Genomic DNA, 25,221 nt, shown 5'->3' with positions numbered 1-25,221 from the left:
GCATTGCAAAAATAAGGTGTAGCAGCTTAAAAAAACTATTTATTATCAACAATTTCTGAAAAGGTTTTTTTCTTTTTTACAAAATATTGCCATACTACAGAGCCTGTATAATAACCACTGCCTTTTATGCTCCTCCTCTTTACTGTACGCTTGGTTTTCTTTTCAAACAACAGCCATTTTAAAAAATGCAGGTGCGCTTTCAATATAGCCACAAAATAGCCGCCATCGCCCTTCAATAAATTCTGCCAGGCAGATATAGCATCCAGCCCCAGCCTGTAGGGTATCTTCCAGCATGCGCTGCCCGGTGGAAGATTTTTGGCCAGCATGATCAGGTTGTTCCTGAAATTAAGATAGGTCTTACGGCTGTTGCCTTTGGGCAATGTACCTCCGCCTACATGATACACCACAGATGCCGGCTGCACAAAAATTTTATATCCTGCCAGCTGCAGGCGCCAGCAAAGATCGATCTCTTCCTGGTGTGCAAAAAAGTATTCATCCAGGCCGCCTGCATCATGATATAATTTTGCTTTTACAAACAATGCCGCACCACTGGCCCAGAAGCATTGCTGTGCTGCATCATATTGGCCCTTATCTTCTTCACAAACATCAAATACCCTTCCCCGCATAAAGGGATAGCCTAGACTATCTATCCAGCCGCCGCTGGCACCGGCATATTCAAACAGGTGCTTATTATTATAAGCCAGTATCTTGGGCTGGCAGGCAGCAATACTGTCATCTGCTTCCATCAGGTCGATAACAGGTTGTATCCAGTTGGGTGTTACTTCCACATCGCTGTTGAGCAAAACATAATAATCGCTTCGCACCTGTTTTAATGCAGTATTATATCCTTTGGCAAAGCCTTCGTTGCTGTTGTTTATTATTATTTCAACTGCGGGATAATGTTGCTGCGTAAATGCAATGGAATCATCCGTAGAAGCATTATCAGCCAGTATCACTCTTTTATTGCTGTATACAGATGCCATTACCGAAGGAAGAAATTGTTCGAGGAATTTTCTTCCGTTCCAGTTCAGTATCACTATCGCAACAGATGGAGCAGGCTTCATTTATTCTGCAAACATAAAAGATTTTAGTTTTCAGATTTAAGATTTTAGTTTTACAGTAATGGTACGTCAACTTTTTAACTGGAGATCGGCTTTGGCATTGGTGGCCATTGCTATTGTGACCGGTACCATTTTTTATTCCAATTACCTGGCAAAAAAAATTGCAGCGGATGAAAGAAGAAAAGTAAATGTATGGGTGCAGTCTTTAAAAACACGCAGCAATACCAGCGATCAATCCGCCATGGAGCTTACCAATATCATTACTTCCGAAAATAACGAGATACCCATTATTGCCACGGATGAAAAGGATAATCCTTTGGGGCCAAATGATGTGGCCAATCTTGATTCTGTCAAGATAAGATCGGATACCAATTATCTAAGAAATAAGATCGAGGAATTCCGTAACCAGCACGAGCCTATTACAGTGGAGATCAGCAAAGACCCGCATTATGTAAATAAATATTATTACGGCGATTCGCAGTTGTTGCAGGAAGTGCGCTACTACCCTATCATCCAGCTGGTGATCGTTGCACTGTTCATTCTCATAACATTGATCACGGTATCCACCCGCAATAAATCCACACAGAACCAGGTATGGGCAGGTATGGCAAAAGAAACAGCACATCAGCTGGGCACGCCGCTTTCTTCTTTGCAAGGCTGGGTGGAAATGCTGAAAGAAGATCCGGCCAGTGAAAAGATCGCTACAGAAATGGCCAAAGATGTGGACCGTTTAAAACTGGTAAGCGACCGCTTTGGCAAGATCGGCAGCACGCCGCAACTGGAAGAAAAAAATATCATTGAACTGATAGAAAATATGGTGGCCTACATCAAAAGGCGGGCACCCGAAAAAGTGAGTTTCTCTATCAACAGTTTTAATGAACACGAGATCATTGCCATGGTGAATGCGCCCTTGTTTGACTGGGTGATTGAAAACCTGTTGAAGAATGCACTGGATGCCATGGAAGGCAAGGGCAGTATTGATATCACCGTAAAAAATGAAACGGCCACTATTGTTATTGAAGTGACCGATACCGGTAAAGGCATCAGCAAGCAAAATATTCCTAATGTTTTTAAACCGGGCTTTACCACCAAAAAACGCGGCTGGGGGCTTGGGCTCAGCCTTTCCAAAAGGATCATTGAACAATACCACAAGGGCGAATTATTTATAAAACACTCCGAAGTGGGAAAAGGAACCACATTTAAGATCGTATTGAAGAAATAAGACCCTTTCACGCATTGATAAAAAAATCTGTGATAATTCGTGTAATCCGTGGCTAAATGTATTTTATCTATTAAATTTGCAATCCCAAATCATGGCCGGGTGGCGAAATTGGTAGACGCACCACCTTGAGGTGGTGGCGCTGGCAACGGCGTGCTGGTTCGAATCCAGTCTCGGTCACTTTTTAAAAGCGGAGTTTCACTTCGCTTTTTTTATGCTTAAGATTTAGGTGTATTTTTAGCTAACTTGTAAAAAAATAGTAATGGCAGCAGAAATAAAATGTCCCAATTGCGGCCACCAGTTTGAACTGAACGAAAGCCTTAAAAGCGAGGTGGAAAAAGAACTGCGTGGAAAAATGCTCGATTGGCAAAAAAGAAAGGAAGAAGAATTTGAAAAACAGAAGACCCTGCTGGTAAGTGATGCATTAAAAAAAGCCGGCGAGGAAACCGCCAGTAAATTAAGATCGCTGGAAGAAGAAGCAAAGACCAAAACACAGCAGCTACAGGACCTGCAGAAAAAAGAACTGGATCTTTTAAGAGATAAAACAGCGCTGGAAGAAAAACAAAAGAATTTAGAGATAGAGATAGAAAAACGTTTTTTAGAAAAGCGAAAAGAGATAGAGGATGTGGTGATAAAAAGAGAGCAGGAATTATTTGATCTGAAGACCAGAGAATTCAGGGTGCAGATGGACCAGCAGCAAAAATTAATTGAAGAACTGAAACGAAAAAGTGAACAGGGCAGCATGCAATTACAGGGCGAAAGCCAGGAACTGTTGCTGGAAGAAATACTGAAAGAAAATTTTCCATTCGATCTGATCGAAGAGGTAGGCAAAGGCGTGGAAGGCGCCGATTGCATACAGGTGGTACGCAATAACAGCGGTGTTACCTGTGGCCGCATCATTTACGAAAGCAAACGCACCAAGGCCTGGAGCAATAACTGGATCGATAAACTGAAGAACGATAAACGCAGCAGTGGCAGCGATGTGGCCATACTGGTATCGCAGGTATTTCCGAAGGACATGGAGAAGTTTGGGGAAAAAGACGGGATATGGATATGCAATTTCAGCGAGGTATCCAGCGTTGCTTATTTGTTGCGCAACGGCATCATTAAAATTCATGAAGTGCAAAAGAGCCAGGAGAACAAGGGCGATAAGATGCAGATGCTGTACGATTACCTGACCGGCAACGAGTTCCGCGGGCAAATGGAGGCCATTGTGGAAGGTTTTGTGGCCATGAAGCAATCCATAACCAAAGAGCGCATACAAATGGAAAAACTGTGGAAAGAAAGAGAAAAACAACTGGAAAAAGTACTCATCAGTACCAGCGGACTGTATGGCAGCGTTAAAGGTATTGCAGGCGCTTCGGTAAGTAATATTCCTTTACTGGAAGGCGGCGATGAGGAAGACATTCCATCCGAATAACTATGAACGACCGTTTAAAATATACTGTACCTCTTATCCTGTTTGCCATTACAGTGGGCTTTGCATTCAACAACGATTTCAGGGACGGTTCTTTCACCCTGCTGCTGATGGTGGGTTATATCATGTTCTTTATCGTGGTTAAAAGAGAAGATCAATCCGAAGAACCGGATAATTCCGGCATTGCAACAGCTTCGGGTATTCCACGTACGCCTTACCAGCTTTATCATGGTGATGAACTGAATTTTTCGGATGAAGAGTTGAAAGCCATTCTTACAAAGCGATTTCCTTATTACAACCAATTATCTGCTATACAAAAAGAAAGATTTTTAGAACGCCTGCAGGATTTTATTGCCAATAAGGTCTTTAAAATTCATGATAAAACAGGTTTTAAAGAAATGCCGGTGCTTATCAGCGCTGCCGCCATACAACTCACTTTTGGTTTAAAGAAATACCTGTTGCCCAATTTTGAATTCATCCATGTTTACCCCGAAGAGTTTGTACGCATACACGATACCATTTGTTTTCTCGAAGGCAATGTATCAGGCCATGCGATCAATTTATCGTGGAAGCATTTTTTAGAAGGTTATGCCACGCCTGATGACGGACAAAATGTAGGATTGCATGAATTGGCGCATGCACTGTACTACCAGACTTTTATTGTAGAAGAAAATATTGATAACAATTTCAGGAATGGCTTTGATGATTTCAATATTAATGGCAACAAGGTTTTTGCACAGGAATCAAAACCCGGCAACGACCTGTATTCTGATTATGCCTTAAAGAACTTCCAGGAATTCTGGGCAGAGAGCGCTGAAATATTTTTTGAAAAGCCTGCTGCCATGAAAGCCGCTTACCCCGAGCTGTACGATACCATCAAACTCTTACTCAACCAGGATCCCTACAACAAGATCGCTACAGAAACTACTTTGTAGTTTGCAGCCACGGATTGCACGGATTTTCACAGATTAAAATACAGCAGTTCTTATCCGTGTCAATTCGTGTAATCCGTGGCCAAATCAATTCACGAAGTGAATTCAAAAAGTATTAGTGGTCACTCAATACCCAGGTAAGAAAATTACCATTAAAGAAAAGATAATGCACCTTTAGCGAAATACTGTTATTGAAAATGCAATGCACCACACCTTCATCCAGTTGCCCGGTAAATTTTTCGATGCGGATATGTTCCTTAAAATCGGTGCCGCCTGTGCCCTGCCATTTGTAGATGCTTTCTTTTACACTCCAGAAAAGTGTGGCCGTTTTTTCAATAGCGCCACGGGGCATTAAAAAACTTTCTTCCGCAGTTAAGAATTTATGGAGTATCGACCCGATCTTTTCACTGATCTTTTCAATATCCACCCCTGCCCTTTGCGACCTGCTGATCAGCACGGCTGCATAGTCCCTGCAATGCGAAATGGAAAAATGATACGCCTCATCTTCTAAAAATGGTTTACGGGTATCCGCTATTTTGATGAGCGCCAATGGAAAATCAGGATACATTTCTCTTAATAAAAAACGCCCGGCCAGGTGCTGCAATCTTTTTTGCGGATGCGTAATAGTTTTTTGCAATGGTATTGCTGCAAAAAAATCCTCGGCTTCTGTAATATGCCATACCGCTATTTTAGTACCTGCGTTAATATTTTGTTGATAAACCAACGGCATAATGCGATTTTAGATTTTAGATTGCAGATTATTGAATGAATATTTGCAAAATTACAACAAACACGGATTACACTAATTTCACGGATCAACTGGCAAACCAGTTAACCAATAAACAAATTAACCCATCATGATCTTAAGCGACACGAGGATACTGGAAGAAATAGCAAAAGGCACTATTAAAATTGAACCCTACGACCGGGAATGCCTCGGCAGCAATAGTTATGATGTGCATCTTGGTAAAGACCTTGCCCGCTATGTAAATAAAGAGCTGGATGCAAAAAAACACAACACCATCGAACATTTTGAGATACCTGAAGAAGGCTATGTATTGCAGCCACACGAATTTTATCTCGGCGTTACTTTGGAATATACCGAAACACATGCGCATGTTCCTTTTTTAGAAGGTAAATCATCTACCGGCCGCCTGGGTATTGACATACACGCCACGGCAGGTAAAGGCGATGTGGGCTTTTGCGGTAACTGGACACTGGAAATTTCAGTGAAGCAACCTGTAAGAGTGTACAGGGGCATGCCCATTGGCCAGCTTATTTATTTTCCGGTGGATGGTGAGATCGCTGTAAAATATAACCAGAAGAAAAATGCCAAATACAGCGGGCAGATCAATAAGCCGGTAGAGAGTATGATGTGGAAGAATAAATTTTAATTCATTTTCCAAACCGCGTAATTCAGCACTGCGGCAAAACTTACCCAACAGATATACGGCACCAGTAACCACGATGCAGGCGGGGAAATTTTTCCAAACCAGGCAATGGTGAGTAATATCATTAACTGCAATGCAAAAATATCAGCCAGCGCCCATGCAGGCTGATGCAGACTAAAAAATATAAGTGACCAGGTAAAATTCAACGCCAGTTGTATACCGTAAAAAATAATAGCGGTACGTTTGATCCTTTTGTCCGCTTCGGTTTTCCATATTATGTAAAAGGCAATACCCATCAGTATATACAGGATCGTCCATATAGGTGCAAATACCCAGTTGGGTGGATTGAATGATGGTTTATTGATAAAGGCGTACCACCCTTCAACACCAGGCCTTGTGATGAAACCGGTAACAAAACCAACCAGCAATGGTATCAGTATGGATATGATCAATCGCATTATACGCATATCATTACAAAAGCATGCCAGTTTTATATCTTCCCGAATTTTTTATAATAGGCAATTAAAAAAGAAGTCACTTCATCATAACTTAATACGCCTTGCGGTTGCTGGTTACTTTGCAGGTATTTGCCGTACATCCAGCGCACCACCGGCTCTACGGGATTTCTGTGCCTGCGGCTGAAGTCTCGCCATTCGGCAAGGTCTTTTTTAATTTCGGGTATCAGTTGCCGTGAGTAAGCATTGGCGCTCACACTGTCCAGGCTCCGCAGGTTGCGGTTGCTGTATAAAAAAAGATCGAGGTACACAGAATATTGAAATAAAGTATCTGGCGAATTACTCGCAGCAAGGTATCCTACAAAGTTGGCTTCCATTTCTTTTGCATAGCCCAGCTGGTGCGCCACTTCGTGCGAAGCTGTATAAGGCTGCAAAAATTGGGGAACCGTGGTGTTCACCTGCGCTTCGCCGGTAAACGGATTGTAATAACCTGTAAAGCCGGTGTAATTACCCAACCATCCCCACAGCGAGGTCTTCAAAGACTGATGATGGTAATGCAGGAATGGGAACATACTATCTGCCAGCAGGTAATTCTGTTCCACTTTTGCAAACAATTCTTTGGTGGAAGGATAGGTTATGTTATGATCGATGATACTTTGCTTCGCTGCATTCACTTTGCTGAGCAGGATGGCATTGATGTTCTGCAGATCGGCAGTGCTGTACTTGTCCATCTTTAAACCCAGTTGGTACGCAACGCCCTTGCGGTTGTAATTAATGCCCCAGAAAATATTGAATACAATGTAGACGATCAAAAGAATAGCCACTGTTTTGATCAGCCCCTTTGTAAAACTTTGCCGGGTAACTTTTCTTTTTACCAGGGCTTTTATTGCTTTAAATACTTTCCATACCAGCCATAAAGCTGCCAGCCCGTACAGGATATCGCCGATACTAAAGGGCAGCCAACCGAACAACAGGCGTAAAAAAGCCGAAAAACCAGGGTAAATGCCTGATGCATACTGTTCTTCCACCCGCAACTGGTTGGCACTGAACAGGCGGATGATGATGACCAGCGCCACTAGAATGGTCGCAAGGATCCAGGCTTTTTTCTTCATACAGCCTTAAAATTAGGTGCTGGGCAACAGATTTTGGCCCATTTTGCCGTTATATTGCAATTTTTTGGCAAAATCCGTGAAATAGATGGCAAGACAACGCCTTGATAAGGGCTAAATCTTAATAAAATCCGCCATCAGCAATCAAAAATCCAAAAAAATCCTTTACCTTTGCCGTCCTTTAAACTATCCGTAATGGCTAATAAACGGGGATTTGAGATAGCTTTTGTGGGATTGAAGCCCGGCATTCATGAGTTTAATTACGAGGTGGACGACAAGTTCTTTGCTGAAAAAGGTGCTACAGATTTTACCAATTGCCACGCCAACATCAAGCTGAGCCTGGATAAAAAAAGCAGTTTTATGCTGCTGAAGTTCGAGATCGGTGGTAAGGCAGATGTGAATTGCGACCGTTGCGGCAACTCTTTGCCGATGGACATTTGGGACGAATTCAACATGCTGGTGAAACTGGTGGAAAACCCGGAAGAGATGAATGACCAGGAAGAAGATCCTGATGTATTTTATATCTCCCGTACGGAAAGCCACATCAATGTAACCAACTGGATCTATGAATTTGTGCTGCTGAGTTTCCCGATACAGAAAACCTGCAGCGACGAAGAAATGGGCGGACCAATGTGCAATAAAGAAGTGCTGGAAAAATTGAAGAAGATGGAAGCCGGTCAGCAGGAAACCAACAGCAACCAGTTGTGGAAAGGACTGGAACAGTTTAAAGTAAAGAAGAAGACGAAGAAGTAGAGAGTACAGAGTAAAAATTATAAGAACAAAAACTTATAATTCATAACTAATAATTCATAATTCATAATTTATACGTCATGCCAAATCCAAAAAGGCGCCACAGTCAGCAACGCAGTGCAAAAAGAAGGACTCACTACAAAGCAGTAGAAGCTACTTTAAGTGTTGATAAAACAACTGGTGAAACTCACGTACGTCATCGTGCACATGTTAGCGAAGGAAAATTATTCTACAAAGGAAAATTAGTGGCAGAAAAAGCACCACTTAAAGCCTAAATAAATTCTTAGCTTTGCACCTGCCTGCCGGCAGGTAGGTTCTAAACTCTACATTCGTGTACGGATATGGAGTTTAGAATTTTTATTTTCAGGAGTATATAACTTTCTGCCTGCTCGATTGTTTTTACTATATTTCAGCAGGAATAATAAAAGCTAACGAAATGAATATAGGACTTGATATGATGGGTGGTGATTTTGCCCCCCTGGAAGCAGTAAAAGGCGCAGCCGCTTTCCTGGCTGATAATACGGGTGCTGTTCACCTTACCCTTATAGGTGATGAAGCACAGATCAAAACTCATCTTTCCGCACATACACTCCCTGCAGAAAAATACAGCATCGTTCATACCACGCAGGTAATTGAAATGAACGAACACCCCACCAAGGCCTTAAAAGAAAAAAAAGATTCTTCCATTGCCATAGGTTTTTATTTACTGGCTACCGGTAAAATTGATGCGTTCATCAGTGCAGGTAATACCGGCGCTATGATGGTGGGCTCTTTATTCAGCATCAAAGCCATTGAAGGCGTATTACGCCCTACCATTGGCGCTTATATGCCCCGCGAAGATGGCACCTTGGGTTTACTGGTGGATGTTGGCTTGAATGCTGATTGCAAACCTGAGAACCTGAACCAGTTTGCCGTGCTGGGTTCTTTATATGCGCAGCATATTTTAAATTTTGCCGATCCTAAAGTGGGATTGGTGAACCTGGGCGAAGAAGAAGGCAAGGGCAATTTACTGGCACAGGCCGCTTATCCTCTTTTAAAAGAGAATAACCAGATCAATTTCATTGGCAATATTGAAGGAAGGGATATTTTAATGACCAAGGCAGATGTGCTGGTTTGTGAAGGCTTTACCGGCAACGTGGTATTAAAACTGGCCGAAAGTATTTACGATATTGTAAAGCGCCGCAATATTCATGATGAACATTTTGACCGCTTTAATTTTGAACAATATGGAGGCGTTCCTGTTCTTGGGGTATCCAAGCCCGTTATAATCGGCCATGGTATTTCGCATGCCACAGCCTTTAAGAACATGATTCGCATCGCACAACGTATGATAGAGACTGACCTGCTGGAAAAGATGAAAGGAAGTTTTGTACAGGGTTAACAGATCGGGTTGTTGAATTTCCTGTTTACCAATTATTCTCCATCGCTTCATTCACTCTTTCATAGTTTTTAACCGGCGTTGTTCTCCAATATCGGTTATATCTTACAAAAAAAGACAGCCAGCCGGCTCTTGCCAGTCGCATTAAATAAGGTTGCAGCAATAGCAACAACAGTGAATTCAATGCCAGCCAGTAGAATATCCTGTTATCATCTGATGATAATCCTACCAGCACCCACCATGCAATAAAAGTGGCCACGCTTATGGCAACAGTTAAAGCATAGCTGATATAGCTGGAACCAAAATAAAAACCTACTTCAATATTCAAAGGCTGGCCACAAACCGGGCAAAGCTGATGCATCTTCATCGTTTCTTTTAATACATAGGGATTTTTATTAACGAACATATCCCCTTCCCTGCAACGGGGGCATTTGCATGCAAAGACATTTAACACAGTTTTTTTTGCAGGTTTATCCTTTTGTGCAATAGTATCAATAAGCTGTTCCATGATCTTGATTTTTATTGAGTGATATTTTGTTTCCGGAATACTTCGGGAGTAATACCGGTATATTTTTTAAAGAAACGGGAGAAATAAGAATTATCAGCAAAATCCAGCGTATCTGCTATTGCTGCAATGGTAATTTCGCTATTGATGAGCATGCGTTTTGCTTCCAGTAAGATTCTGTCCCTTATCAATTCTCCAGCGGGATGACCGGTGATATCTTTTGTAAGTGCATTCAGGTGATTGGGTGTTATATACAACAGGGCCGCGTAATCCTTGGTGAGTTTTTTCTCCCTGTAATGAATATCCACCAGTTGCTTGAAATTTTTAAATACTACCGAATTATAATTGTTGTTGTGCAGACTATCCTGCTTTACCGAATAGCGGTCAACGGATATAAACAGTTGTATCATCAATGCCCTTATCATATCACCGCTGAATCTTTTTGCTGCTGCAGCCTCAGCCAATATGCCTTCAAACAATTGTACAATATCTTTTTGCCCCGCCCTGGGAATATGGATCACCTGTTCCGCTGCAACACCCGAAAAGAAATGGAACCGGTCGAGATACCGTGCTGCTGCAACCAATTCCTGTATAAACTTTTCAGAAAAGTTGATGATGAACCCATCCGGTGCATTTTTAAAATTCCAGGTATGCACCTGCCCCGGTACCATAAAATATAACTGCCCTGCCACTACCTGGAACCGTACAAAATCCACCGCATGACTGCCGGAACCTTTACTGAAATAAACCAAATGATAAAAGGAATGCTTGTGCGGAAAATGGAGGTCTTTATGCTCTTCCAAATAATGTCCAAACCGGTCGATCATAAATTCATCTGCATCACCTGCAATATTGCAGATATCATATACCGGGAGTTTATTTTTTGCCATTTGATTGTTTATATTGTAAAATTACAATTGCTGCAATAATTGTAAAGGTGCTATTTAGCTGTTTTGTGGTACTTTTTACTGATGCTTAATTTACAGCAGGTGGCCCCGGTTAAAGATTATTAACCGGACTTTTATTATTTTTAAGCATGTTTGTATTAGATGAAAGAATTATTTTTCCTGCAGTTGCAATGGCCGATGAGGATGGGTTACTGGCCATTGGCGGCGATTCTGAGTACCGAACGTTTATTGCTGGCTTATAAAAACGGCATCTTTCCCTGGTATAATGAAGATGAACCCATTTGCTGGTGGTGCCCCGATCCACGGTTTGTTTTATTTCCCAAAGAATTAAAAATCAGCAAGAGCATGCACACCGTTTTAAATAACGGTAGTTTTCAATTCACGATCAATAAAGCTTTTGATAAAGTAATTGCACTTTGCAAATCTGCTGTAAGAAAAGGCCAGGATGGTACCTGGATACAACCGGAAGTAATTACTGCATATACAAAATTACACCAGCAGGGCTTTGCAGTCAGCGCCGAAGCATGGCAGGGCGATGAACTGGTAGGCGGTTTATACGGTGTATTGCTGGATAAAATATTTTTTGGCGAAAGTATGTTCAGTAAAAAAAGCAATGCCAGTAAATTTGCCTTTATCAAATTTGTACAATACCTGCAAAAAAATATTCAACTCATCGATTGCCAGGTGTATACGCCTCATTTAGAAAGCCTCGGGGCAAGAATGATACCAAGAAAAGACTTTTCTGGTATACTTTCTGCTAATATCCACTGATCATTTATCCTTACTTAAAAAAGTTAAGAGAAAGTAAAAAGATTGCAGCTATGCAACCATTATGCATTGAATGCAGCCTTAGGTGTAAACATTTTAATCATTAACTATTAAAACAAAAAAAATGAAAAAAGTATTCGTAGCTGCGTTATCGTTAGTATTACTGACGCAGGCAGTAAATGCACAAAAAGGATCGGTATTATTGTATGGTAATCTCGCTGTAAAATCAGACAAAGATGCCAGCAATTCCAAAAGTTCTTCCTATTCAGTAACGCCCGGTATTGGCTACCAGTTTGCTGATGAATGGACCGCCGGTATCAACCTGGGTATCAATGGCAGTAAAGATGAGATCGGTACTTCCGGCAACTACAATAAAACTTCCGGTTTTCTTGCAGGCCCGTTTGTACGTTATACCAAAAGCCTGGGCAGCATCTTCAGTATTTTTGGTCATGCCAATTTTAATTATTCTTCCACCAAGTACAAACCCTTTGTTGGCACCAGCACTACTGTAAATGGTTTTGATATCAATCTTTTTCCTGCAGTGGGTGTAAATGTCTCTAATGGTTTTGCACTCAACTTTGGTTTTGGTGGTATTGATTATACTACTGCTAAAGCCGATGTAAGCGGGGCCAACTCCAGCAGTTCTTTTTCATTGACCTTTGGCCAGCAGGTGAATGTGGGTATTTCCAAAAACTTTGGTCCATCCAAAAGAAAATAATTTTAAGCGGCAATAAAAAAGCGCCTTTTTCAGAGGCGCTTTTTTATTGTATTATTTAAATTCTATTTACCGAATTTTTGTTTCAATGCAGCGAGTGCATCATTCAATGGCATATCAGCTACCGATTTTTGTTGCGGCTTATTTGAATGCTGCCCATTGAATTTGGGGCGTTGCTGCTGGTTCCTTGCAGGTGCTTCCATGGTTTGTTTAATGGACAAGGCAATTCTTTTTCTTACCGTATCCACTTCCAGCACTTTTACCTGTACTTTCTGGTTCAGCTTTAATGCTTCGTTCGGGTCAGTGATATAAGTATGTGAAATTTCTGATACATGCACCAGTCCATCCTGTTTTACACCAATATCAATAAAGGCACCAAAGCGGGTGATATTGGTTACCACACCCGGTACTTCCATACCTATTTTCACATCATCAATACTGTAGATGTTGGCAAATTCAAACTGCTGTGCTTCGCTGCGGGGGTCTAATCCAGGCTTCTTCAATTCATTTAGTATATCCTTTATCGTTAGTTCTCCAATTTGTTCGGTAGCATATTTTTTGGCATCCACCGTTTTCAAAAGATCTTCTTTTCCAATGATGGCATTTACTGCAATACCTAAATCTTTCGCAATATTTTCCACTACCATATATGCTTCAGGATGCACAGCACTGCCATCCAGTACATCTTCCCCATCTTTGATACGTAAAAAACCGGCGCATTGTTCAAATGCTTTGCCGCCCAGTCTTGGTACTTTTAATAATTGTTTGCGGCTGCTGAATTTCCCTATCTCGTCGCGGTATTTTACAATATTATCTGCAAGGGTATTACCGATACCGCTTACATAACTTAATAAATGTTTGCTGGCAGTGTTCAGGTTTACGCCTACATTGTTCACACAACTGATTACAGTTGCATCCAACCTTTCTTTTAAACGGAATTGGTTCACATCGTGCTGGTACTGCCCCACTCCTATACTTTTAGGATCCAGCTTTACCAGTTCTGCTAACGGGTCCATCAGCCTGCGGCCAATACTTACCGCACCACGTACTGTAATATCTTCATTCGGGAATTCTTCCCGGGCAATTTCAGAGGCGGAATAAATGGAGGCACCATCTTCATTCACTAAAAATACGGGCAGGTTTAAGTTGAGTTTTTTTATGAACTGTTCTGTTTCCCTCCCAGCTGTCCCATCACCTATTGCAAAAACTTCTATGCCATATTGCTGCACTAAATTTTTGATCTTGATCTCTTCTGCTGCTGCACGGTTATGCTCATGCGGGAAAATAAGATCGGTCTTTTGCAGGTTGCCTTTCTCATCCAGGCAAACTACTTTACATCCGGTACGATAACCGGGATCGATGGCCAGTATTCTTTTACTGCCCAATGGAGAACTTAATAATAACTGGCGCAGGTTTTCTGCAAAAACATTGATCGCTTCTTCATCCGCTTTTGTTTTTAATGCTGTGCGGAACTCTGTTTCCAGGCTTGGTTGTAACAATCTGCGGTACGCATCTTTGATGGCTTTGCGTATGGTGTCGCTGCAACTGCTCATGCCTTTGATATACATATCCTCCACCATCTCCAGCGCATTTTCTTCCAATGGAGCTATTGCTATGCGCAGGTAGCCCTCTAAAAATCCACGCAGCACTGCCAGTATCCGGTGCGACGGTATCTTGCTGATGAGTTCGCTGAACTCAAAATAATCTTTGTATTTAATGCCTTCCGTTTCTTTATCGGTTACTACTTTACTTTGCAACGTGGCTTCTGTTTCAAACAGTTTACGCATTTTAGCCCTTACCTGTGCATCTTCATTAATAAGTTCTGCAATGATATCCCTTGCACCCTGCAATGCAGCTTCTGCATCTGCCACTTTATCGTTGATGAATTTTGCAGCTTCAGCAGTAAGGTCAATATCCTTTTGTTCCAATATTAAATTACTCAATTGCTCTAAACCGTTTTCACGGGCAGTTTGCGCCTTGGTCTTGCGCTTGGGTTTATAGGGCAGGTAAATATCTTCCAGCTCTGCCAGTGTGGTGGCTTTATTGATCTTTTCCTGCAAAGCCTCCGTCATTTTTTCCTGGTCGGTAATGGCTTTTTCTATAAAGGCTTTGCGTTCTGTAAATTCTTTTAAAAATTTCGCTTCTTCCTGTATCTGCTGTATCTGCACTTCATCCAGTGCACCGGTCCTGTCTTTACGGTAACGGGCTATAAACGGAATTGTAGCGCCTTCTTCCAGCAGGGCAAGCACCGCATCTACCTGCTGTATCTTAAAATTAAATTTTTGCGCAATCGGCTGAACAAACTCTGACATCAATTGAAATATTTATTGTTATGATTTTCCTGTCACGGATCAAAAAATTATTTAGGGCTGCGAATTTAGTGTTGTGCACCGAAATAAAAAATTGGAATACTGGATACAATTAGCTAAAGCAATATTTTCTTATGCGGATTGGCTTCGGCAAAGGAATAAATGCTGTTTCGTATATAATCATTATCGGCATAAGGGTTTAAATAGTTCTTTAATTCGCCCGACGATTGCGGTTTCAATTTTTTGGGAATATAGCCCATGCCCCAGAAACTTCCCCGTTCTATCAGCAGGCATAATTTTTCATCGGTGCTGATGCCTTCATCCACTACTACAAATGTGGGCAATTGTTCGTTCAGCGCTTCCAGTGCACGGTTTATTTTTCCATTATAAATTGCCGGTGGTTCCAAAAATTCATAATCGCTGATGGTAAATGCTGTTTTATCTAAAAAGCATAATTTTTCATTCAGTTCAAATTCTTCCACCATTTTTTTCAGCATCACTAATCCCTCGTGCAATAAATTAAATACATACAGCGCCGGTATATTCTTTTTCTTTTTATCGATCGCCAAACGTATATAGCCTCTTGCATCTTCAAAATGATATAAGGCGTATTTCTGCAAAGGTTGTTTCTGGCTCCGGTTATACAGCGGCCATATTCTTTTTATCTCCGTGCTTTCCAATACCAGCGCTTCCAGTTCGGTGGCACATTCTTTATACGTTACTTTATGAATATTGCGTAAAAAATTCTGCCGCTTGCGATCGGGGTCATTGTGTGTAAAATGGCTGCTCACTCTTTTTTTGATATTGATGGCCTTGCCTACATACACAATTTTGTTCTTGCTGTTATGAAAATAATACACGCCCGGTTTTGTTGGCAATTGTTCGATCTCCTTCTTATCCAGGTGCAAGGGCAGCCATTGATCTTTGGAAGATCTTTTCAGCATTTCATTGATATACAGTTCACCGTTATTCGCAAGATAATATTCAAACAGTGTAACGGTGGCTTTGGCATCACCGCCTGCCCGGTGCCGGTTTTCAATAGCAATATTCAGGGAGCGGCAAAGATTACCGAGACTATAAGAAGGCAGGCCGGGAAATATCTTTCTGCCGAGGCGCACGGTACACAATTTTTTTGCAGTAAGATCGTAGCCTGAATTTTTGAGTTGGTGTTTTACAAAACTGTAATCGAAGTTGACACTGTGGGCAACAAAAACATTTTCATTTAAAAGTTCGAACAACACATCCGCCACTTCATCAAATGTAGGTGCATCTTCCACCATAGCATCATCTATACCTGTTAATGCTGTTATATACCTTGGAATGCTTTGTTCTGGATTGATCAGTGTTTCGAAATGTTTTACCACCCTTGTACCATCGTGTATGAATACAGATATCTCCGTAATGTTGCTGGCTGCAGCATATCCACCGGTTGTTTCTATATCTACTATGGCGTACATTAAAATTGTTTATCCAGGATGTATTAGCTCAAAAGAAAGGCAATTTACTAATTATTTTAGTTATTTAGAAAGAAAAGCTGCAACGCTGAAATTTTGGTAACAAAAATGCCGGGAATGGTTGCTGCTCTCCATTCAGGCCAGGGTTTCCCGGAGCGGAGTGTATAATGCCGCCTCTACGGGGCTTAGAGCATTTATATTTATAGTGTTACCAAAATATCGTCCCGATGGGACTTGATCGCAGTTTAAATTTCAGTAAAGCTGCTTTAAGAGAACAATGTTTCTAAATAATGGTTCTTTATGTTGAAGAGTTTTTTTAAGCCTTCCACTTTTTCCAGGCTTTCTTTTCTGGAAGCTTCCGTTTTATTGGCTTTGATGCCAACGATCAAAACATTTTTAGGAGTATGTTCTGTAGCGATGAATTCAAATACTTTGGTTTTATAGCCATGCGCTTCCAGTATCAACGAGCGGATACTGTCGGTTACTATCTCGGCCTGGCGCTCCAGTAAGATACCATGCTTGGTAATGCTTTTCAATTCATTTTCTGGCGCCATTTGTTTGCGTATCTGCTTATGGCAGCAGGGCGCACAGATAATGATGGCTGCATCGCTTTGTATGCCTTTAAAAATGGCATCGTCTGTAGCGGTATCACAGGCATGCAATGCTATCAGCATATCGATGGAAGGGATCACCGCTTCTTCAATACTGCCTTTTTCAAACTGCAGTTTGTTGTAGCCGCATTGCTTTGCCACCTGGTTACATTTGTTCACCAGGTCTTCCCGTAATTCCACACCTGTAACTGTTGCGTCCAGTTTTAAATTATTCACCAGGTAATCGTACAATGCAAAGGTTAAATAACCTTTGCCACTGCCCATATCTGCAACCGTTATACTTTCGCCAAGTTTCGTATCTTTTATTATGCCTTCAATAATTTCAACATACCGGTTGATCTGTTTGAATTTATCCTGCATGTCTTTCTTAACAACTCCTTCGGCTGTAGTAATGCCCAGTTGCTGCAGGTAACCGGCAGCGGCAGCATTTACTATTCTTTTCTTTTGCTTATCGTGTAAGCCTGTGCTGGCAGTGGCCGATAAACTTGCAGGCCTTGTAATGATCTTTACTGCGCCTTTTTTATCCATCGCCAGGTGATGATCCTGCGTGGTGGTAAAAAGATCGGCATTAAAAAAATCCGTTTGCAGCATCTTATCCAGCAATGCCAATCCTTCCTGCAGATCGTAATTCTTAAAAATATCCTGCGTGGGATTGCGGTAAGTAAAAGAAAGCTTATCTGCATTTTTTATTTTCACCGGTTTAATAAAAATATTCTTCAGATCGGCCGTCTTCACTCTTTTATTGCCCAGCGTTATTTTCAACAACTCCTGTCGGCTAAAGCTGGTGGCGACCTCCGCCAAAAAAGATGGCACATTATTTAACATGAATTGATTTTTTTACGACATTGCAAAGGTAACCTATTCTGTATAGCAGTGCTTGTTACACTATTTTAAAAAAAACGATAAAATTCTGCAGCATGAAAATTGACAAGTTTCCCTTTACCATCGTAGACTGGACCGATATGGACGTTAAAGAACGTGATGGGGTTACCGGCAAAGCCACTTCCAAGATATTTTTTATGGGCGATATCAGGGTAAGGATGACCGAATACTCTGCCGGTTATTTAGCCGATCACTGGTGTCATAAAGGTCACGTTATCTATTGCATTGATGGGGAAATGGAAACCAAGCTGGAAGATGGCAGGGTGTTCAAATTCTCCAAAGGAATGACCTATCATGTTGGCGACGATTGCGAAGCACACCGCTCCTCCTCAGTAAATGGCTGCAAATTATTGATCGTAGACTGATCTCCTTATCTTTCATCGGCAGAAGGCCCGTACATACCCGGCACCGGTACATCCAGCAAACGCAGGTAAACCGATAATTGACCGCGGTGATGTATAAAATGATTGAGCGTCCAGCTTTTTACAGCAACCTTTTTGGGCAATTCCATCATTACTTTATCTCCTGCTTTTACGGTCCATATCCTGTCATATTCCGCATCCGTTGCTTTTTCAAGATCATTAATGGCGGTTTGCAGATTGGTTTCAAAAATTTCCAGCAACTCTTCCGTTGATGATGCAGTATAGGCTTTGAACGGGGCTGTGGCAAAATTGAATTCATCTGCATTCATGATCCTCGATATCCAGATAGTGATCTCGGCAATATGCGTAGCCAGTCGGCCCACAGTGGTTGATCTTTCATGCGGCTTCCAGTCTTTTTTATCGAATGGTACCCTTTCGAGCATTTTTTTTGTCAATGCCGCTTCGTGTTGCAGTTCGGCAATGAAGGCTGTTTTTACAGACATCGTATTTTTTTTAAGCAATTAAGTTGTTTCACCCTCTTCCTGGAATTTAGAGATGCTGTCTTTATGCAGCAGCATTTTCACCAGTTGTATAATGGCCGTTAATGCGAATATGCCCCCGATAACCCAGTTCAGGTATTGCTGGCTGTTGGCAATACGCTGCACCAGCCATTTGCCGCCAAATATAAAAACACAGTTGCCTAAAAGTGTTCCCAAACCAATGCCTACAATGTAACTGTTGTATTGTTCCTTTTTAGGCTCCAGTATTTTTTTAGTGAACAGTACCGTGCTCCATCCAAACCAGAATGGTATCTGCACCGGGTTGATGGCACACATCAGCATACCCAATAAAAAGCGGTGCATATTATTTTTCAGCAACACATTTTTTGCTTCGCCACCGCCTTTGGCTGCTGCCACAAAACTGCCTACTGCCAATGCCACAATGATCGCCAGTGTTACCCATTCCATTATCTTCATCAGCTTATCCTGCTTGCGCACCCAGTCGATACCCACCAATGATATTCTTACATACACCATTTCCACCAGCAAAGAACCAAATGAAAAATAGATGGCCTCTTTAATACTTTCCTGTATGCCGATCTGCATGGCAGCTACATTCAGCGTACCCAATGGCAGCGAACCTAAAAAGCTTATCACTAAGCCCCAGCCAAATATTCTTACTAATTTTTTCATTTGCATGCTGAATTTTCAAATGTCGAATATCGACCCATGTCGAATGTGCGAATGTTGAATATCGAATGTTTCTAAGTTTGAGCTTACATTCGACATTCGTACATTCGATATTAGGCTTAAGGTTCAGGTCGCTTGCAGCGTCCCGCCCCTTAAGCGTGTCGCCCCTTATCCGATCCGTTCATCCACTTCCTTCATCAGCTTATAATGCTGTTGTGTATCTTTTAAAAACTTTCTGCCTTTTTGCAATGGCCAGGGAGTTATACCCTGCTGCCTGTTGTACTTACTGATCTGGTATAAAGCTTTCCAGTGTTTCAGTATCTCTTTGTACGCCCTTATCAAGGTATAACCCGTATCATAAAAATGATTCGGCTCTGCACCGCAACCATTGTATTCCAGTATCGAAAAATTTTTGCCATTCTTCAGGTCTTCTACATTGGTGCACATGATATCGTATCGGCCATAGAAAAAATCATTGATACCATGACTGATCCTGTCAAATATACTCACCAGCTTTTCGTCAATATGTTCTTTCAGATCAACAAAGTGAGCACCACGGTTATGGTTAGCCGCATAACTCAGCATGTACTTCTCCCCGACAGGTATTACCGTATTCCATTTACCCTTGTGCTTGCTATGCAGCTCTCCCACTCTTTTATTGCCTTTGGGATGTTGCAATACCAGTTCTTCCAATGTATGTTTTCCATCACCCACCACCTGCAAAGGAATCTTGTGCAGGAAGCCTGTAACAATACCTTTTGCATCTTTGGGATGCCGTATATAGAACACACTTACTTCCATGGGATAATGTACCAGCTGCTGTACGATATATTCAAACGGCATCAGGGAATGATAATGCAAAAATTCAGCTTCTGTATCCAGCTTGCGGAACAGTATACCTTGCCCGCCTACTTCAGGTTTTACGATCAATGGATATACAATGCCATGCTGCTGTAGCTTTGCATTGATGGAAGAAAAATCTTCTTTAGGCAACACATTGAATGTAGCAGGATACAACTCCTTTGGCAACAGGTCGTACATCTCCTTCTTAGGCTCACCTTCCATACCACCAAAAGTAAGTTTGGGATTACTGGGAGTAAAGAACCATACCGCACGGGACTTTATAATGTACCATAGCCATACGGGTGTAATGGGAGCATATATTAATTTGAAAGGCCAGGCCTCCCAATTAGTGATCTTTTGCAGGAACTTTTTCAAATGCTTAATTATAAACTTCAAAAATAAAACCTTAACCGCAAATGGCAATCGTAAAACTATTAATACATTTGCTGTACCAAACATTTTTGTATGCATATACCAACAATGGCCGAAATGATGGCAGGCGGCGAAAGCCCCGAAATATTGTTCTGGGTGGGTTGTGCCGGAAGTTTTGACCAGCGGGCGCAAAAAATAACAAAGGCATTTGTTACCATACTGGATAAAGTGGGTATTAAATACGCCATTTTGGGGAAAGAGGAAATGTGTACCGGCGATCCTGCAAGGCGCAGCGGTAACGAATTCATGTTCCAGATGATGGCGTACCAGAACATACAAATATTGAATGGTTATGGTATAAAAAAGATCGTTACGGCCTGCCCGCATTGCTTTAATATTTTAAAGAACGAATACCCCGAACTGGGCGGCAGTTATGAAGTGATCCATCACGCCACCTTCATACAGCAACTGATCGATGAAGGCAAAATAAAAATGGAAGGGGGCGGCAGCTTTAAAGGCAAAAAAATAACTTACCACGATAGTTGTTACCTCGGTCGTGCAAATGATATTTACGAAGCACCCCGCAAAGTACTGGAAGCGCTGGATGCAGAACTGGTGGAAATGAAACGTTGCCGCAGCAATGGTTTATGTTGTGGCGCCGGTGGTGCACAAATGTTTAAAGAAGAAGAAAAGGGCGATGTAAGGATCAACCTGGAAAGAACCAAAGAAGCCCTGGATACCGGTGCTGCTGTAATTGCAGCTGCCTGTCCTTTTTGCAATACGATGCTTACGGATGGTGTAAAGAGTAATGAAAAAGAAGAGAGTGTGAAGGTGCTGGATATTGCGGAGCTAGTGGCGGCTTCTATTTAAAAAGTTACGAGTTGCGGGTTTTGATCGTTTGCGGATTTTTTGAATGCTATTCTTCGCTAACGATCAAAAACGAAATAAACCCGTAACTATAAAAATAAAATTTAGAAAGATGAACATCGACATAACCGAACATATCCCCGCAGATTTCGACGATAATTCCAAAGTGTGGATCTATCAAAGCAGCCGTTTATTCTTAATGAGCGAAGCTTTTGAAATGGAAGATATGCTGCATGCTTTTGTGGCGAACTGGAAAAGTCATGGCGACGAAGTAAAGGGATTTGCCAATTTATTTTTCGGGCAATTCATTGTTATTATGGCCGATGAAACACAAAGCGGCGTGAGCGGTTGCAGCACCGATAGTTCCGTGCATTTGATAAAAGATATTGAACAAAAATTCAAGGTGGATATGTTCAACAGGCAGAACCTGGCTTTCATTATCAAAGAAAAAGTGCAGTTGCTGCCTTTATCACAATTGAACTATGCCGCAGAGAATAATTTTATCAACGGCGATACCCTGTACTTCAACAACACCGTTCTTACCAAAAAAGATTTGCTGGAAAAATGGATCGTTCCTGTTAAAGACAGCTGGCTGGCAAAGAGATTATCGGCCAAAGTATAACATCTCCTCATTCCAAAAGAAATGATCCCTGCTGAATTGCGACAATTAAAACAGAGGTTGTCGTCTAAAGTGTAGTTAGCCCTTTTTCTGTTATGGTACAAAAATCTCTTTTGGTCTTTCTTTGTATTTGCTTATCCGCAACAGTTTTCTGCCAGGTAAATACATTGGCAAGTCCTGCTATCTATCCTTTAGACATAAAACTGGAAAACACTGATACCGGTACCAGTAAAGATCATGCGCATAATTTAAAGATCATCATTACAAACAAAGCAGACACTGCATTCTCTTTCTTACTAATGTCCTGCTCCTGGAACAGTTGTATCAGTTTTAAACCGGAAATTATTTACAGGGACTATGAAGGATGTCCCAAAAATATTGCACAGGCGATCAGCTTGAAGCCAAATGAATCTTATACATTATCAGGCAGGTTCAAAATTTCAGACAGCACGCTTAACAATTCGCTGCCGGTAACCGTTGGTTTTAGAGTAGTACTACCAGGTGATGAGCATTGGGCGACGACTTCAGATCTTATAATAAAAAGTATGGAGCATGATCTTTCACGGCTTGCATACGATCCCAAATACTCAACAAAAGATTATACCTGGAGTGAGCCCGTTGCCATAAGATTTTAGCCTTGTTTTTTTAAAGTCTTCATCAGGTCAGCTTTGGCATTATTACTCTTTTGTTTCTTCTGAAAAAGATAACTCACTGCTATCCTGAAATTCTTTGTTTTGGTGGTATTATAACTTTCCAGGTTAAAATTGGGCGCATAGGTATAATTCCTGTTCTGCTGCTGGCGGAAAGGATTGATCATACTCAATGATAGAGTGAGTTTTTTCTTGAACATTTTTTGTTGCACGCCTACATTCATACTCTGCGTGCTACGCACCGTTCCCTGCGGATTGGCAAAACGGTTAAACGTAATGCTGATATTCGCATTCAGCAATGGATTGAACTGGTAACTGCCGTTGAAAGTGGAAAATATGGAACCTCCATCATGGTAACGGTTCACTGTTTTATCGTGCTCGCTGTAGGCATTGTAACTGTAGCCCAGGCTTAAATTCACTTTGGCTTTTTTATTGATCGTATAGCCGCCCCAGGTATTCACTTCATATTCTTTTCTGCCGCTGATATTCTGCCAGGTGGTAGTGGTGGTACCATCTGCCTGCAATGTTCTTATCGAACTGTAAATATCCTGCAGGATATTGTATCCTAATGATATGTTGGCATAATAGGCTTTGGTCCATTTACCAATGATAAAATCAAAGTTATCAGCGAAATAAGGCTGCAGGTAAGGATTACCAAAGCGTTTGTTATATGGATCACTGTAATCCACGCTCGGGTTCAGCTGGTTGAGGCCCGGCCGCTGAATGGTACGTTTATAACTCAACGTAATGCTCAGGTCATTCTCCCATTTTTTTAAGGCAGTTAAAAAAGGCAATGCACTCCAGTAATTATTGGCATAATCGCTGGTATCATTCACCAGGTTGAATTTAGTGGTCGTCTGCTCCAGCTGTGTACCTACGGTAATATTAAAATCGGGTTGTATGCTGTAGCGCAGTGCTGCCCTGTAAAAGAAGATGTTCTGGTGAAATTCAATATCATTACTCAGCAGGTCATTCTTTACAAACACGTTATCCGTTTTTCTTAAAAACGAAGTATTTAAAAGATTGTGATTATTAGCCCTTATCAAACCATTGCCCAGGTTCAGGAAGAATTTATCACCCTTCAGCAGGCGGTCATAATTCAGGCGTATACTGATGGTACTGTTCTTTATATTCGTGTTTTGCTGTTGTGTACTATCAGTGCCGTTAAAAGTATAATCTGGATTTAAATATTGCTGGTAATAGCCTCTTTCATTGTCATTGTTGCCAAAATTCAACCCGGTGATCACTTTAAAAACAGTGGTAGGCAATTTACCTTTTGCGGTATACGTAACATTAAAATTAGGCGATGCGCTGCTGCTGTTGGTATTGATAAAACGGTTGCTGGCTTTATAAATATTGTTCAGGCTGCTTATATTCGTGTATTGGTTACTGTTATTACTCTCCATACTGCTGCTGTTGAAAAAAGCAGTAAAGTTGAACGCATTGCGTTTGTTCATATCATAATCCAGGCTTACCCTAGCATTGGGCCGCAGGGCATTGTTGCCATTGGTACCGGTAGTATTAAAAAAGTTGGTGGAATCAGCATAAATATTCTGCCGGTAACTGTAACTGCTGCCTTCAAAAGCATTGTAGCCAAAGCCGGCATTGGCATTCAATGATATCTTATTCTTGCGATAACTGAAACTTGCAGTAACACCATTCTCACCACGGGTACCATAGCTTACATTCAACCGGCCACTCATACCTACCCGCCCTTTTTTAGTAACAATATTGATCACCCCGCCCCTTTCGCTGGCATACTGTGGCGGCGGCGTGGTCATCACTTCTATCTTGTCGATCATACTGCCGGGCATACTTTCCAAAAGGTCCTGCAGTTGTTTGCCATTCAGCTCTACCGGCTTATCATCGATCAGTATTTTTACATCCTTGCCCCGTAGTTGCACTTTACCATCATTGTCCACATTCACCAGCGGCGCCTGCTTTAATAATTCTGTTGCAGAAGAACCGGCGCTTAATGCCGACTCACCCGCATTGAAGATCATCTTACCATCCTTATTCTCGATCAATGGCTTTTCGGCAAATACCACCACTTCATCCATATCCGTGCTTTTGCGGTGCAGCTTGATATCGTTCAGGTCAAAATCAAACCTATCCGAACGGATATTGATACTATCCAGCCGCAGGTTATTATACCCCAGCATGCTTACCTGCAGCCGGTAAAAACCATACGGCAGGTGGTCGAACATAAAGGAACCGTCTTTAACCGTGATCATCGTCCTGGTCACGGTACTGTCGCCCATCCTGGTCAGTGAAACCGTGGCTGGGGTAACTGCTTTGGAATTATCATTGTCCAGCACCGTACCAATGATGATACCCGGGTCAGCAGCCCTGGCCGCAGAATCTTTTTGTGCGCTTACAGTAAGGAAGAGTAAGAGGGAAATGGCCGAAAAAATAAATTTCAAGTAAAGCAGGGTTTTATTGAACAAATTTATC

Annotated in this window: 26 protein-coding genes and 1 tRNA gene; 14 read left to right on the top strand and 13 right to left on the bottom strand. The window is 41.6% G+C overall.

Features of this window, described 5'->3' with window-relative positions; all coding sequences use genetic code 11:
- Nucleotides 1–35: 35 nt before the first annotated feature.
- Nucleotides 36–1,064: a glycosyltransferase family 2 protein gene (locus tag QM738_RS14515; protein WP_462277447.1), complete on the bottom strand. Its 1,029-nt coding sequence runs from the start codon at nucleotides 1,062–1,064 to the stop codon at nucleotides 36–38.
- A gap of 58 nt (nucleotides 1,065–1,122) precedes the next feature.
- Here QM738_RS14515 and QM738_RS14510 point away from each other — a divergent pair, with 58 nt between their 5' ends.
- From QM738_RS14510 to QM738_RS14495, 4 genes are all read left to right on the top strand, one after another.
- Nucleotides 1,123–2,283, top strand: a complete 1,161-nt coding sequence (locus QM738_RS14510; RefSeq protein ID WP_462277446.1) for a sensor histidine kinase — start codon at nucleotides 1,123–1,125, stop codon at nucleotides 2,281–2,283.
- Between the two features lie 93 nt (nucleotides 2,284–2,376).
- Nucleotides 2,377–2,460: transfer RNA gene (locus tag QM738_RS14505), tRNA-Leu, on the top strand.
- 82 nt (nucleotides 2,461–2,542) lie between these two features.
- Nucleotides 2,543–3,700, top strand: coding sequence for a DUF2130 domain-containing protein (locus tag QM738_RS14500; protein ID WP_462277445.1), 1,158 nt, complete (start codon nucleotides 2,543–2,545; stop codon nucleotides 3,698–3,700).
- A 2-nt stretch (nucleotides 3,701–3,702) separates the two neighbouring features.
- Nucleotides 3,703–4,632 (top strand): zinc-dependent peptidase, encoded by a 930-nt coding sequence (locus tag QM738_RS14495; protein WP_462277444.1) that lies wholly within the window; start codon nucleotides 3,703–3,705, stop codon nucleotides 4,630–4,632.
- Between the two features lie 112 nt (nucleotides 4,633–4,744).
- Here the strand turns inward: QM738_RS14495 and QM738_RS14490 are convergent, their stop codons facing one another.
- Entirely contained in the window at nucleotides 4,745–5,359 is a 615-nt protein-coding gene (locus QM738_RS14490; protein WP_462277443.1) for a 4'-phosphopantetheinyl transferase family protein, read from the bottom strand.
- A gap of 127 nt (nucleotides 5,360–5,486) precedes the next feature.
- Here QM738_RS14490 and dcd point away from each other — a divergent pair, with 127 nt between their 5' ends.
- The gene (gene dcd / locus QM738_RS14485) at nucleotides 5,487–6,023 is read left to right on the top strand and encodes a dCTP deaminase (RefSeq protein WP_462277442.1); all 537 of its coding nucleotides are present in this window, start codon (nucleotides 5,487–5,489) and stop codon (nucleotides 6,021–6,023) included.
- Here dcd and QM738_RS14480 read toward each other — a convergent pair.
- Both QM738_RS14480 and QM738_RS14475 read right to left on the bottom strand, forming a co-directional pair.
- The gene (locus QM738_RS14480; protein WP_462277441.1) at nucleotides 6,020–6,478 is read right to left on the bottom strand and encodes a TspO/MBR family protein; all 459 of its coding nucleotides are present in this window, start codon (nucleotides 6,476–6,478) and stop codon (nucleotides 6,020–6,022) included. The genes dcd and QM738_RS14480 overlap by 4 nt on opposite strands.
- Nucleotides 6,479–6,510: 32 nt before the next feature.
- Nucleotides 6,511–7,587 carry a DUF3810 domain-containing protein gene (locus QM738_RS14475; RefSeq protein ID WP_462277440.1) on the bottom strand — a complete coding sequence of 359 codons (1,077 nt, stop codon included), beginning with the start codon at nucleotides 7,585–7,587 and terminating at the stop codon, nucleotides 6,511–6,513.
- Between the two features lie 192 nt (nucleotides 7,588–7,779).
- Between QM738_RS14475 and QM738_RS14470 the strand changes: the two genes are divergently transcribed.
- From QM738_RS14470 to plsX, 3 genes are all read left to right on the top strand, one after another.
- Nucleotides 7,780–8,337, top strand: a complete 558-nt coding sequence (locus QM738_RS14470) for a YceD family protein (protein ID WP_462277439.1) — start codon at nucleotides 7,780–7,782, stop codon at nucleotides 8,335–8,337.
- A gap of 77 nt (nucleotides 8,338–8,414) precedes the next feature.
- Complete coding sequence (rpmF, locus tag QM738_RS14465) at nucleotides 8,415–8,609, top strand: 50S ribosomal protein L32 (RefSeq protein ID WP_462277438.1); 195 nt, start codon at nucleotides 8,415–8,417, stop codon at nucleotides 8,607–8,609.
- 161 nt (nucleotides 8,610–8,770) lie between these two features.
- Entirely contained in the window at nucleotides 8,771–9,715 is a 945-nt protein-coding gene (gene plsX / locus QM738_RS14460) for a phosphate acyltransferase PlsX (protein ID WP_462277437.1), read from the top strand.
- A gap of 25 nt (nucleotides 9,716–9,740) precedes the next feature.
- Here plsX and QM738_RS14455 read toward each other — a convergent pair whose 3' ends face one another.
- The gene (locus tag QM738_RS14455) at nucleotides 9,741–10,220 is read right to left on the bottom strand and encodes a DUF983 domain-containing protein (RefSeq protein WP_462277436.1); all 480 of its coding nucleotides are present in this window, start codon (nucleotides 10,218–10,220) and stop codon (nucleotides 9,741–9,743) included.
- Nucleotides 10,221–10,231: 11 nt separating this feature from the next.
- Nucleotides 10,232–11,107: a helix-turn-helix domain-containing protein gene (locus tag QM738_RS14450; protein ID WP_462277435.1), complete on the bottom strand. Its 876-nt coding sequence runs from the start codon at nucleotides 11,105–11,107 to the stop codon at nucleotides 10,232–10,234.
- 159 nt (nucleotides 11,108–11,266) lie between these two features.
- Here QM738_RS14450 and aat point away from each other — a divergent pair, with 159 nt between their 5' ends.
- Both aat and QM738_RS14440 read left to right on the top strand, forming a co-directional pair.
- Nucleotides 11,267–11,896, top strand: coding sequence for a leucyl/phenylalanyl-tRNA--protein transferase (aat, locus tag QM738_RS14445; protein ID WP_462277434.1), 630 nt, complete (start codon nucleotides 11,267–11,269; stop codon nucleotides 11,894–11,896).
- A gap of 121 nt (nucleotides 11,897–12,017) precedes the next feature.
- Entirely contained in the window at nucleotides 12,018–12,611 is a 594-nt protein-coding gene (locus QM738_RS14440) for an outer membrane beta-barrel protein (protein WP_462277433.1), read from the top strand.
- A 62-nt stretch (nucleotides 12,612–12,673) separates the two neighbouring features.
- On the opposite strand, the gene QM738_RS14435 is transcribed toward QM738_RS14440, so the two are convergent.
- The 3 genes from QM738_RS14435 to QM738_RS14425 form a co-directional block, all read right to left on the bottom strand.
- The gene (locus QM738_RS14435) at nucleotides 12,674–14,920 is read right to left on the bottom strand and encodes a Tex family protein (RefSeq protein ID WP_462277432.1); all 2,247 of its coding nucleotides are present in this window, start codon (nucleotides 14,918–14,920) and stop codon (nucleotides 12,674–12,676) included.
- A gap of 113 nt (nucleotides 14,921–15,033) precedes the next feature.
- Nucleotides 15,034–16,374 carry an exonuclease domain-containing protein gene (locus QM738_RS14430; RefSeq protein ID WP_462277431.1) on the bottom strand — a complete coding sequence of 447 codons (1,341 nt, stop codon included), beginning with the start codon at nucleotides 16,372–16,374 and terminating at the stop codon, nucleotides 15,034–15,036.
- 263 nt (nucleotides 16,375–16,637) lie between these two features.
- Nucleotides 16,638–17,807, bottom strand: a complete 1,170-nt coding sequence (locus tag QM738_RS14425; RefSeq protein WP_462277430.1) for a class I SAM-dependent methyltransferase — start codon at nucleotides 17,805–17,807, stop codon at nucleotides 16,638–16,640.
- A 92-nt stretch (nucleotides 17,808–17,899) separates the two neighbouring features.
- Here QM738_RS14425 and QM738_RS14420 point away from each other — a divergent pair, with 92 nt between their 5' ends.
- Nucleotides 17,900–18,229, top strand: a complete 330-nt coding sequence (locus QM738_RS14420) for a DHCW motif cupin fold protein (protein WP_462277429.1) — start codon at nucleotides 17,900–17,902, stop codon at nucleotides 18,227–18,229.
- A gap of 5 nt (nucleotides 18,230–18,234) precedes the next feature.
- Here the strand turns inward: QM738_RS14420 and QM738_RS14415 are convergent, their stop codons facing one another.
- From QM738_RS14415 to QM738_RS14405, 3 genes are all read right to left on the bottom strand, one after another.
- The gene (locus QM738_RS14415; protein WP_462277428.1) at nucleotides 18,235–18,729 is read right to left on the bottom strand and encodes a DinB family protein; all 495 of its coding nucleotides are present in this window, start codon (nucleotides 18,727–18,729) and stop codon (nucleotides 18,235–18,237) included.
- Nucleotides 18,730–18,747: 18 nt separating this feature from the next.
- Complete coding sequence (locus tag QM738_RS14410) at nucleotides 18,748–19,419, bottom strand: LysE family translocator (RefSeq protein WP_462277427.1); 672 nt, start codon at nucleotides 19,417–19,419, stop codon at nucleotides 18,748–18,750.
- A gap of 165 nt (nucleotides 19,420–19,584) precedes the next feature.
- Complete coding sequence (locus tag QM738_RS14405) at nucleotides 19,585–20,634, bottom strand: hypothetical protein (RefSeq protein WP_462277426.1); 1,050 nt, start codon at nucleotides 20,632–20,634, stop codon at nucleotides 19,585–19,587.
- A gap of 90 nt (nucleotides 20,635–20,724) precedes the next feature.
- Between QM738_RS14405 and QM738_RS14400 the strand changes: the two genes are divergently transcribed.
- From QM738_RS14400 to QM738_RS14390, 3 genes are all read left to right on the top strand, one after another.
- Nucleotides 20,725–21,501: a (Fe-S)-binding protein gene (locus tag QM738_RS14400; RefSeq protein ID WP_462277425.1), complete on the top strand. Its 777-nt coding sequence runs from the start codon at nucleotides 20,725–20,727 to the stop codon at nucleotides 21,499–21,501.
- Between the two features lie 109 nt (nucleotides 21,502–21,610).
- Nucleotides 21,611–22,120, top strand: a complete 510-nt coding sequence (locus QM738_RS14395; protein ID WP_462277424.1) for a hypothetical protein — start codon at nucleotides 21,611–21,613, stop codon at nucleotides 22,118–22,120.
- 164 nt (nucleotides 22,121–22,284) lie between these two features.
- Nucleotides 22,285–22,752: a hypothetical protein gene (locus QM738_RS14390; protein ID WP_462277423.1), complete on the top strand. Its 468-nt coding sequence runs from the start codon at nucleotides 22,285–22,287 to the stop codon at nucleotides 22,750–22,752.
- Here QM738_RS14390 and QM738_RS14385 read toward each other — a convergent pair.
- Nucleotides 22,749–25,190, bottom strand: coding sequence for a TonB-dependent receptor (locus QM738_RS14385; RefSeq protein ID WP_462277422.1), 2,442 nt, complete (start codon nucleotides 25,188–25,190; stop codon nucleotides 22,749–22,751). The genes QM738_RS14390 and QM738_RS14385 overlap by 4 nt on opposite strands.
- Nucleotides 25,191–25,221 lie beyond the last annotated feature (31 nt).

It is taken from the genome of Ferruginibacter sp., assembly GCF_049840995.1.
Classification (GTDB): Bacteria; Bacteroidota; Bacteroidia; order Chitinophagales; family Chitinophagaceae; genus Ferruginibacter.
This window is presented reverse-complemented; position numbering and strand designations above follow the sequence as displayed.

Bases quoted from the DNA above. Each gene is read 5' to 3' on its own strand.
- QM738_RS14515 (WP_462277447.1), bottom strand. From the start codon at position 1,064: ATGAAGCCTGCTCCATCTGTTGCGATAGTGATACTGAACTGGAACGGA.
- QM738_RS14510 (WP_462277446.1), top strand. From the start codon at position 1,123: ATGGTACGTCAACTTTTTAACTGGAGATCGGCTTTGGCATTGGTGGCC.
- QM738_RS14500 (WP_462277445.1), top strand. From the start codon at position 2,543: ATGGCAGCAGAAATAAAATGTCCCAATTGCGGCCACCAGTTTGAACTG.
- QM738_RS14495 (WP_462277444.1), top strand. From the start codon at position 3,703: ATGAACGACCGTTTAAAATATACTGTACCTCTTATCCTGTTTGCCATT.
- QM738_RS14490 (WP_462277443.1), bottom strand. From the start codon at position 5,359: ATGCCGTTGGTTTATCAACAAAATATTAACGCAGGTACTAAAATAGCG.
- dcd (WP_462277442.1), top strand. From the start codon at position 5,487: ATGATCTTAAGCGACACGAGGATACTGGAAGAAATAGCAAAAGGCACT.
- QM738_RS14480 (WP_462277441.1), bottom strand. From the start codon at position 6,478: ATGCGATTGATCATATCCATACTGATACCATTGCTGGTTGGTTTTGTT.
- QM738_RS14475 (WP_462277440.1), bottom strand. From the start codon at position 7,587: ATGAAGAAAAAAGCCTGGATCCTTGCGACCATTCTAGTGGCGCTGGTC.
- QM738_RS14470 (WP_462277439.1), top strand. From the start codon at position 7,780: ATGGCTAATAAACGGGGATTTGAGATAGCTTTTGTGGGATTGAAGCCC.
- rpmF (WP_462277438.1), top strand. From the start codon at position 8,415: ATGCCAAATCCAAAAAGGCGCCACAGTCAGCAACGCAGTGCAAAAAGA.
- plsX (WP_462277437.1), top strand. From the start codon at position 8,771: ATGAATATAGGACTTGATATGATGGGTGGTGATTTTGCCCCCCTGGAA.
- QM738_RS14455 (WP_462277436.1), bottom strand. From the start codon at position 10,220: ATGGAACAGCTTATTGATACTATTGCACAAAAGGATAAACCTGCAAAA.
- QM738_RS14450 (WP_462277435.1), bottom strand. From the start codon at position 11,107: ATGGCAAAAAATAAACTCCCGGTATATGATATCTGCAATATTGCAGGT.
- aat (WP_462277434.1), top strand. From the start codon at position 11,267: ATGAAAGAATTATTTTTCCTGCAGTTGCAATGGCCGATGAGGATGGGT.
- QM738_RS14440 (WP_462277433.1), top strand. From the start codon at position 12,018: ATGAAAAAAGTATTCGTAGCTGCGTTATCGTTAGTATTACTGACGCAG.
- QM738_RS14435 (WP_462277432.1), bottom strand. From the start codon at position 14,920: ATGTCAGAGTTTGTTCAGCCGATTGCGCAAAAATTTAATTTTAAGATA.
- QM738_RS14430 (WP_462277431.1), bottom strand. From the start codon at position 16,374: ATGTACGCCATAGTAGATATAGAAACAACCGGTGGATATGCTGCAGCC.
- QM738_RS14425 (WP_462277430.1), bottom strand. From the start codon at position 17,807: ATGTTAAATAATGTGCCATCTTTTTTGGCGGAGGTCGCCACCAGCTTT.
- QM738_RS14420 (WP_462277429.1), top strand. From the start codon at position 17,900: ATGAAAATTGACAAGTTTCCCTTTACCATCGTAGACTGGACCGATATG.
- QM738_RS14415 (WP_462277428.1), bottom strand. From the start codon at position 18,729: ATGTCTGTAAAAACAGCCTTCATTGCCGAACTGCAACACGAAGCGGCA.
- QM738_RS14410 (WP_462277427.1), bottom strand. From the start codon at position 19,419: ATGAAAAAATTAGTAAGAATATTTGGCTGGGGCTTAGTGATAAGCTTT.
- QM738_RS14400 (WP_462277425.1), top strand. From the start codon at position 20,725: ATGCATATACCAACAATGGCCGAAATGATGGCAGGCGGCGAAAGCCCC.
- QM738_RS14395 (WP_462277424.1), top strand. From the start codon at position 21,611: ATGAACATCGACATAACCGAACATATCCCCGCAGATTTCGACGATAAT.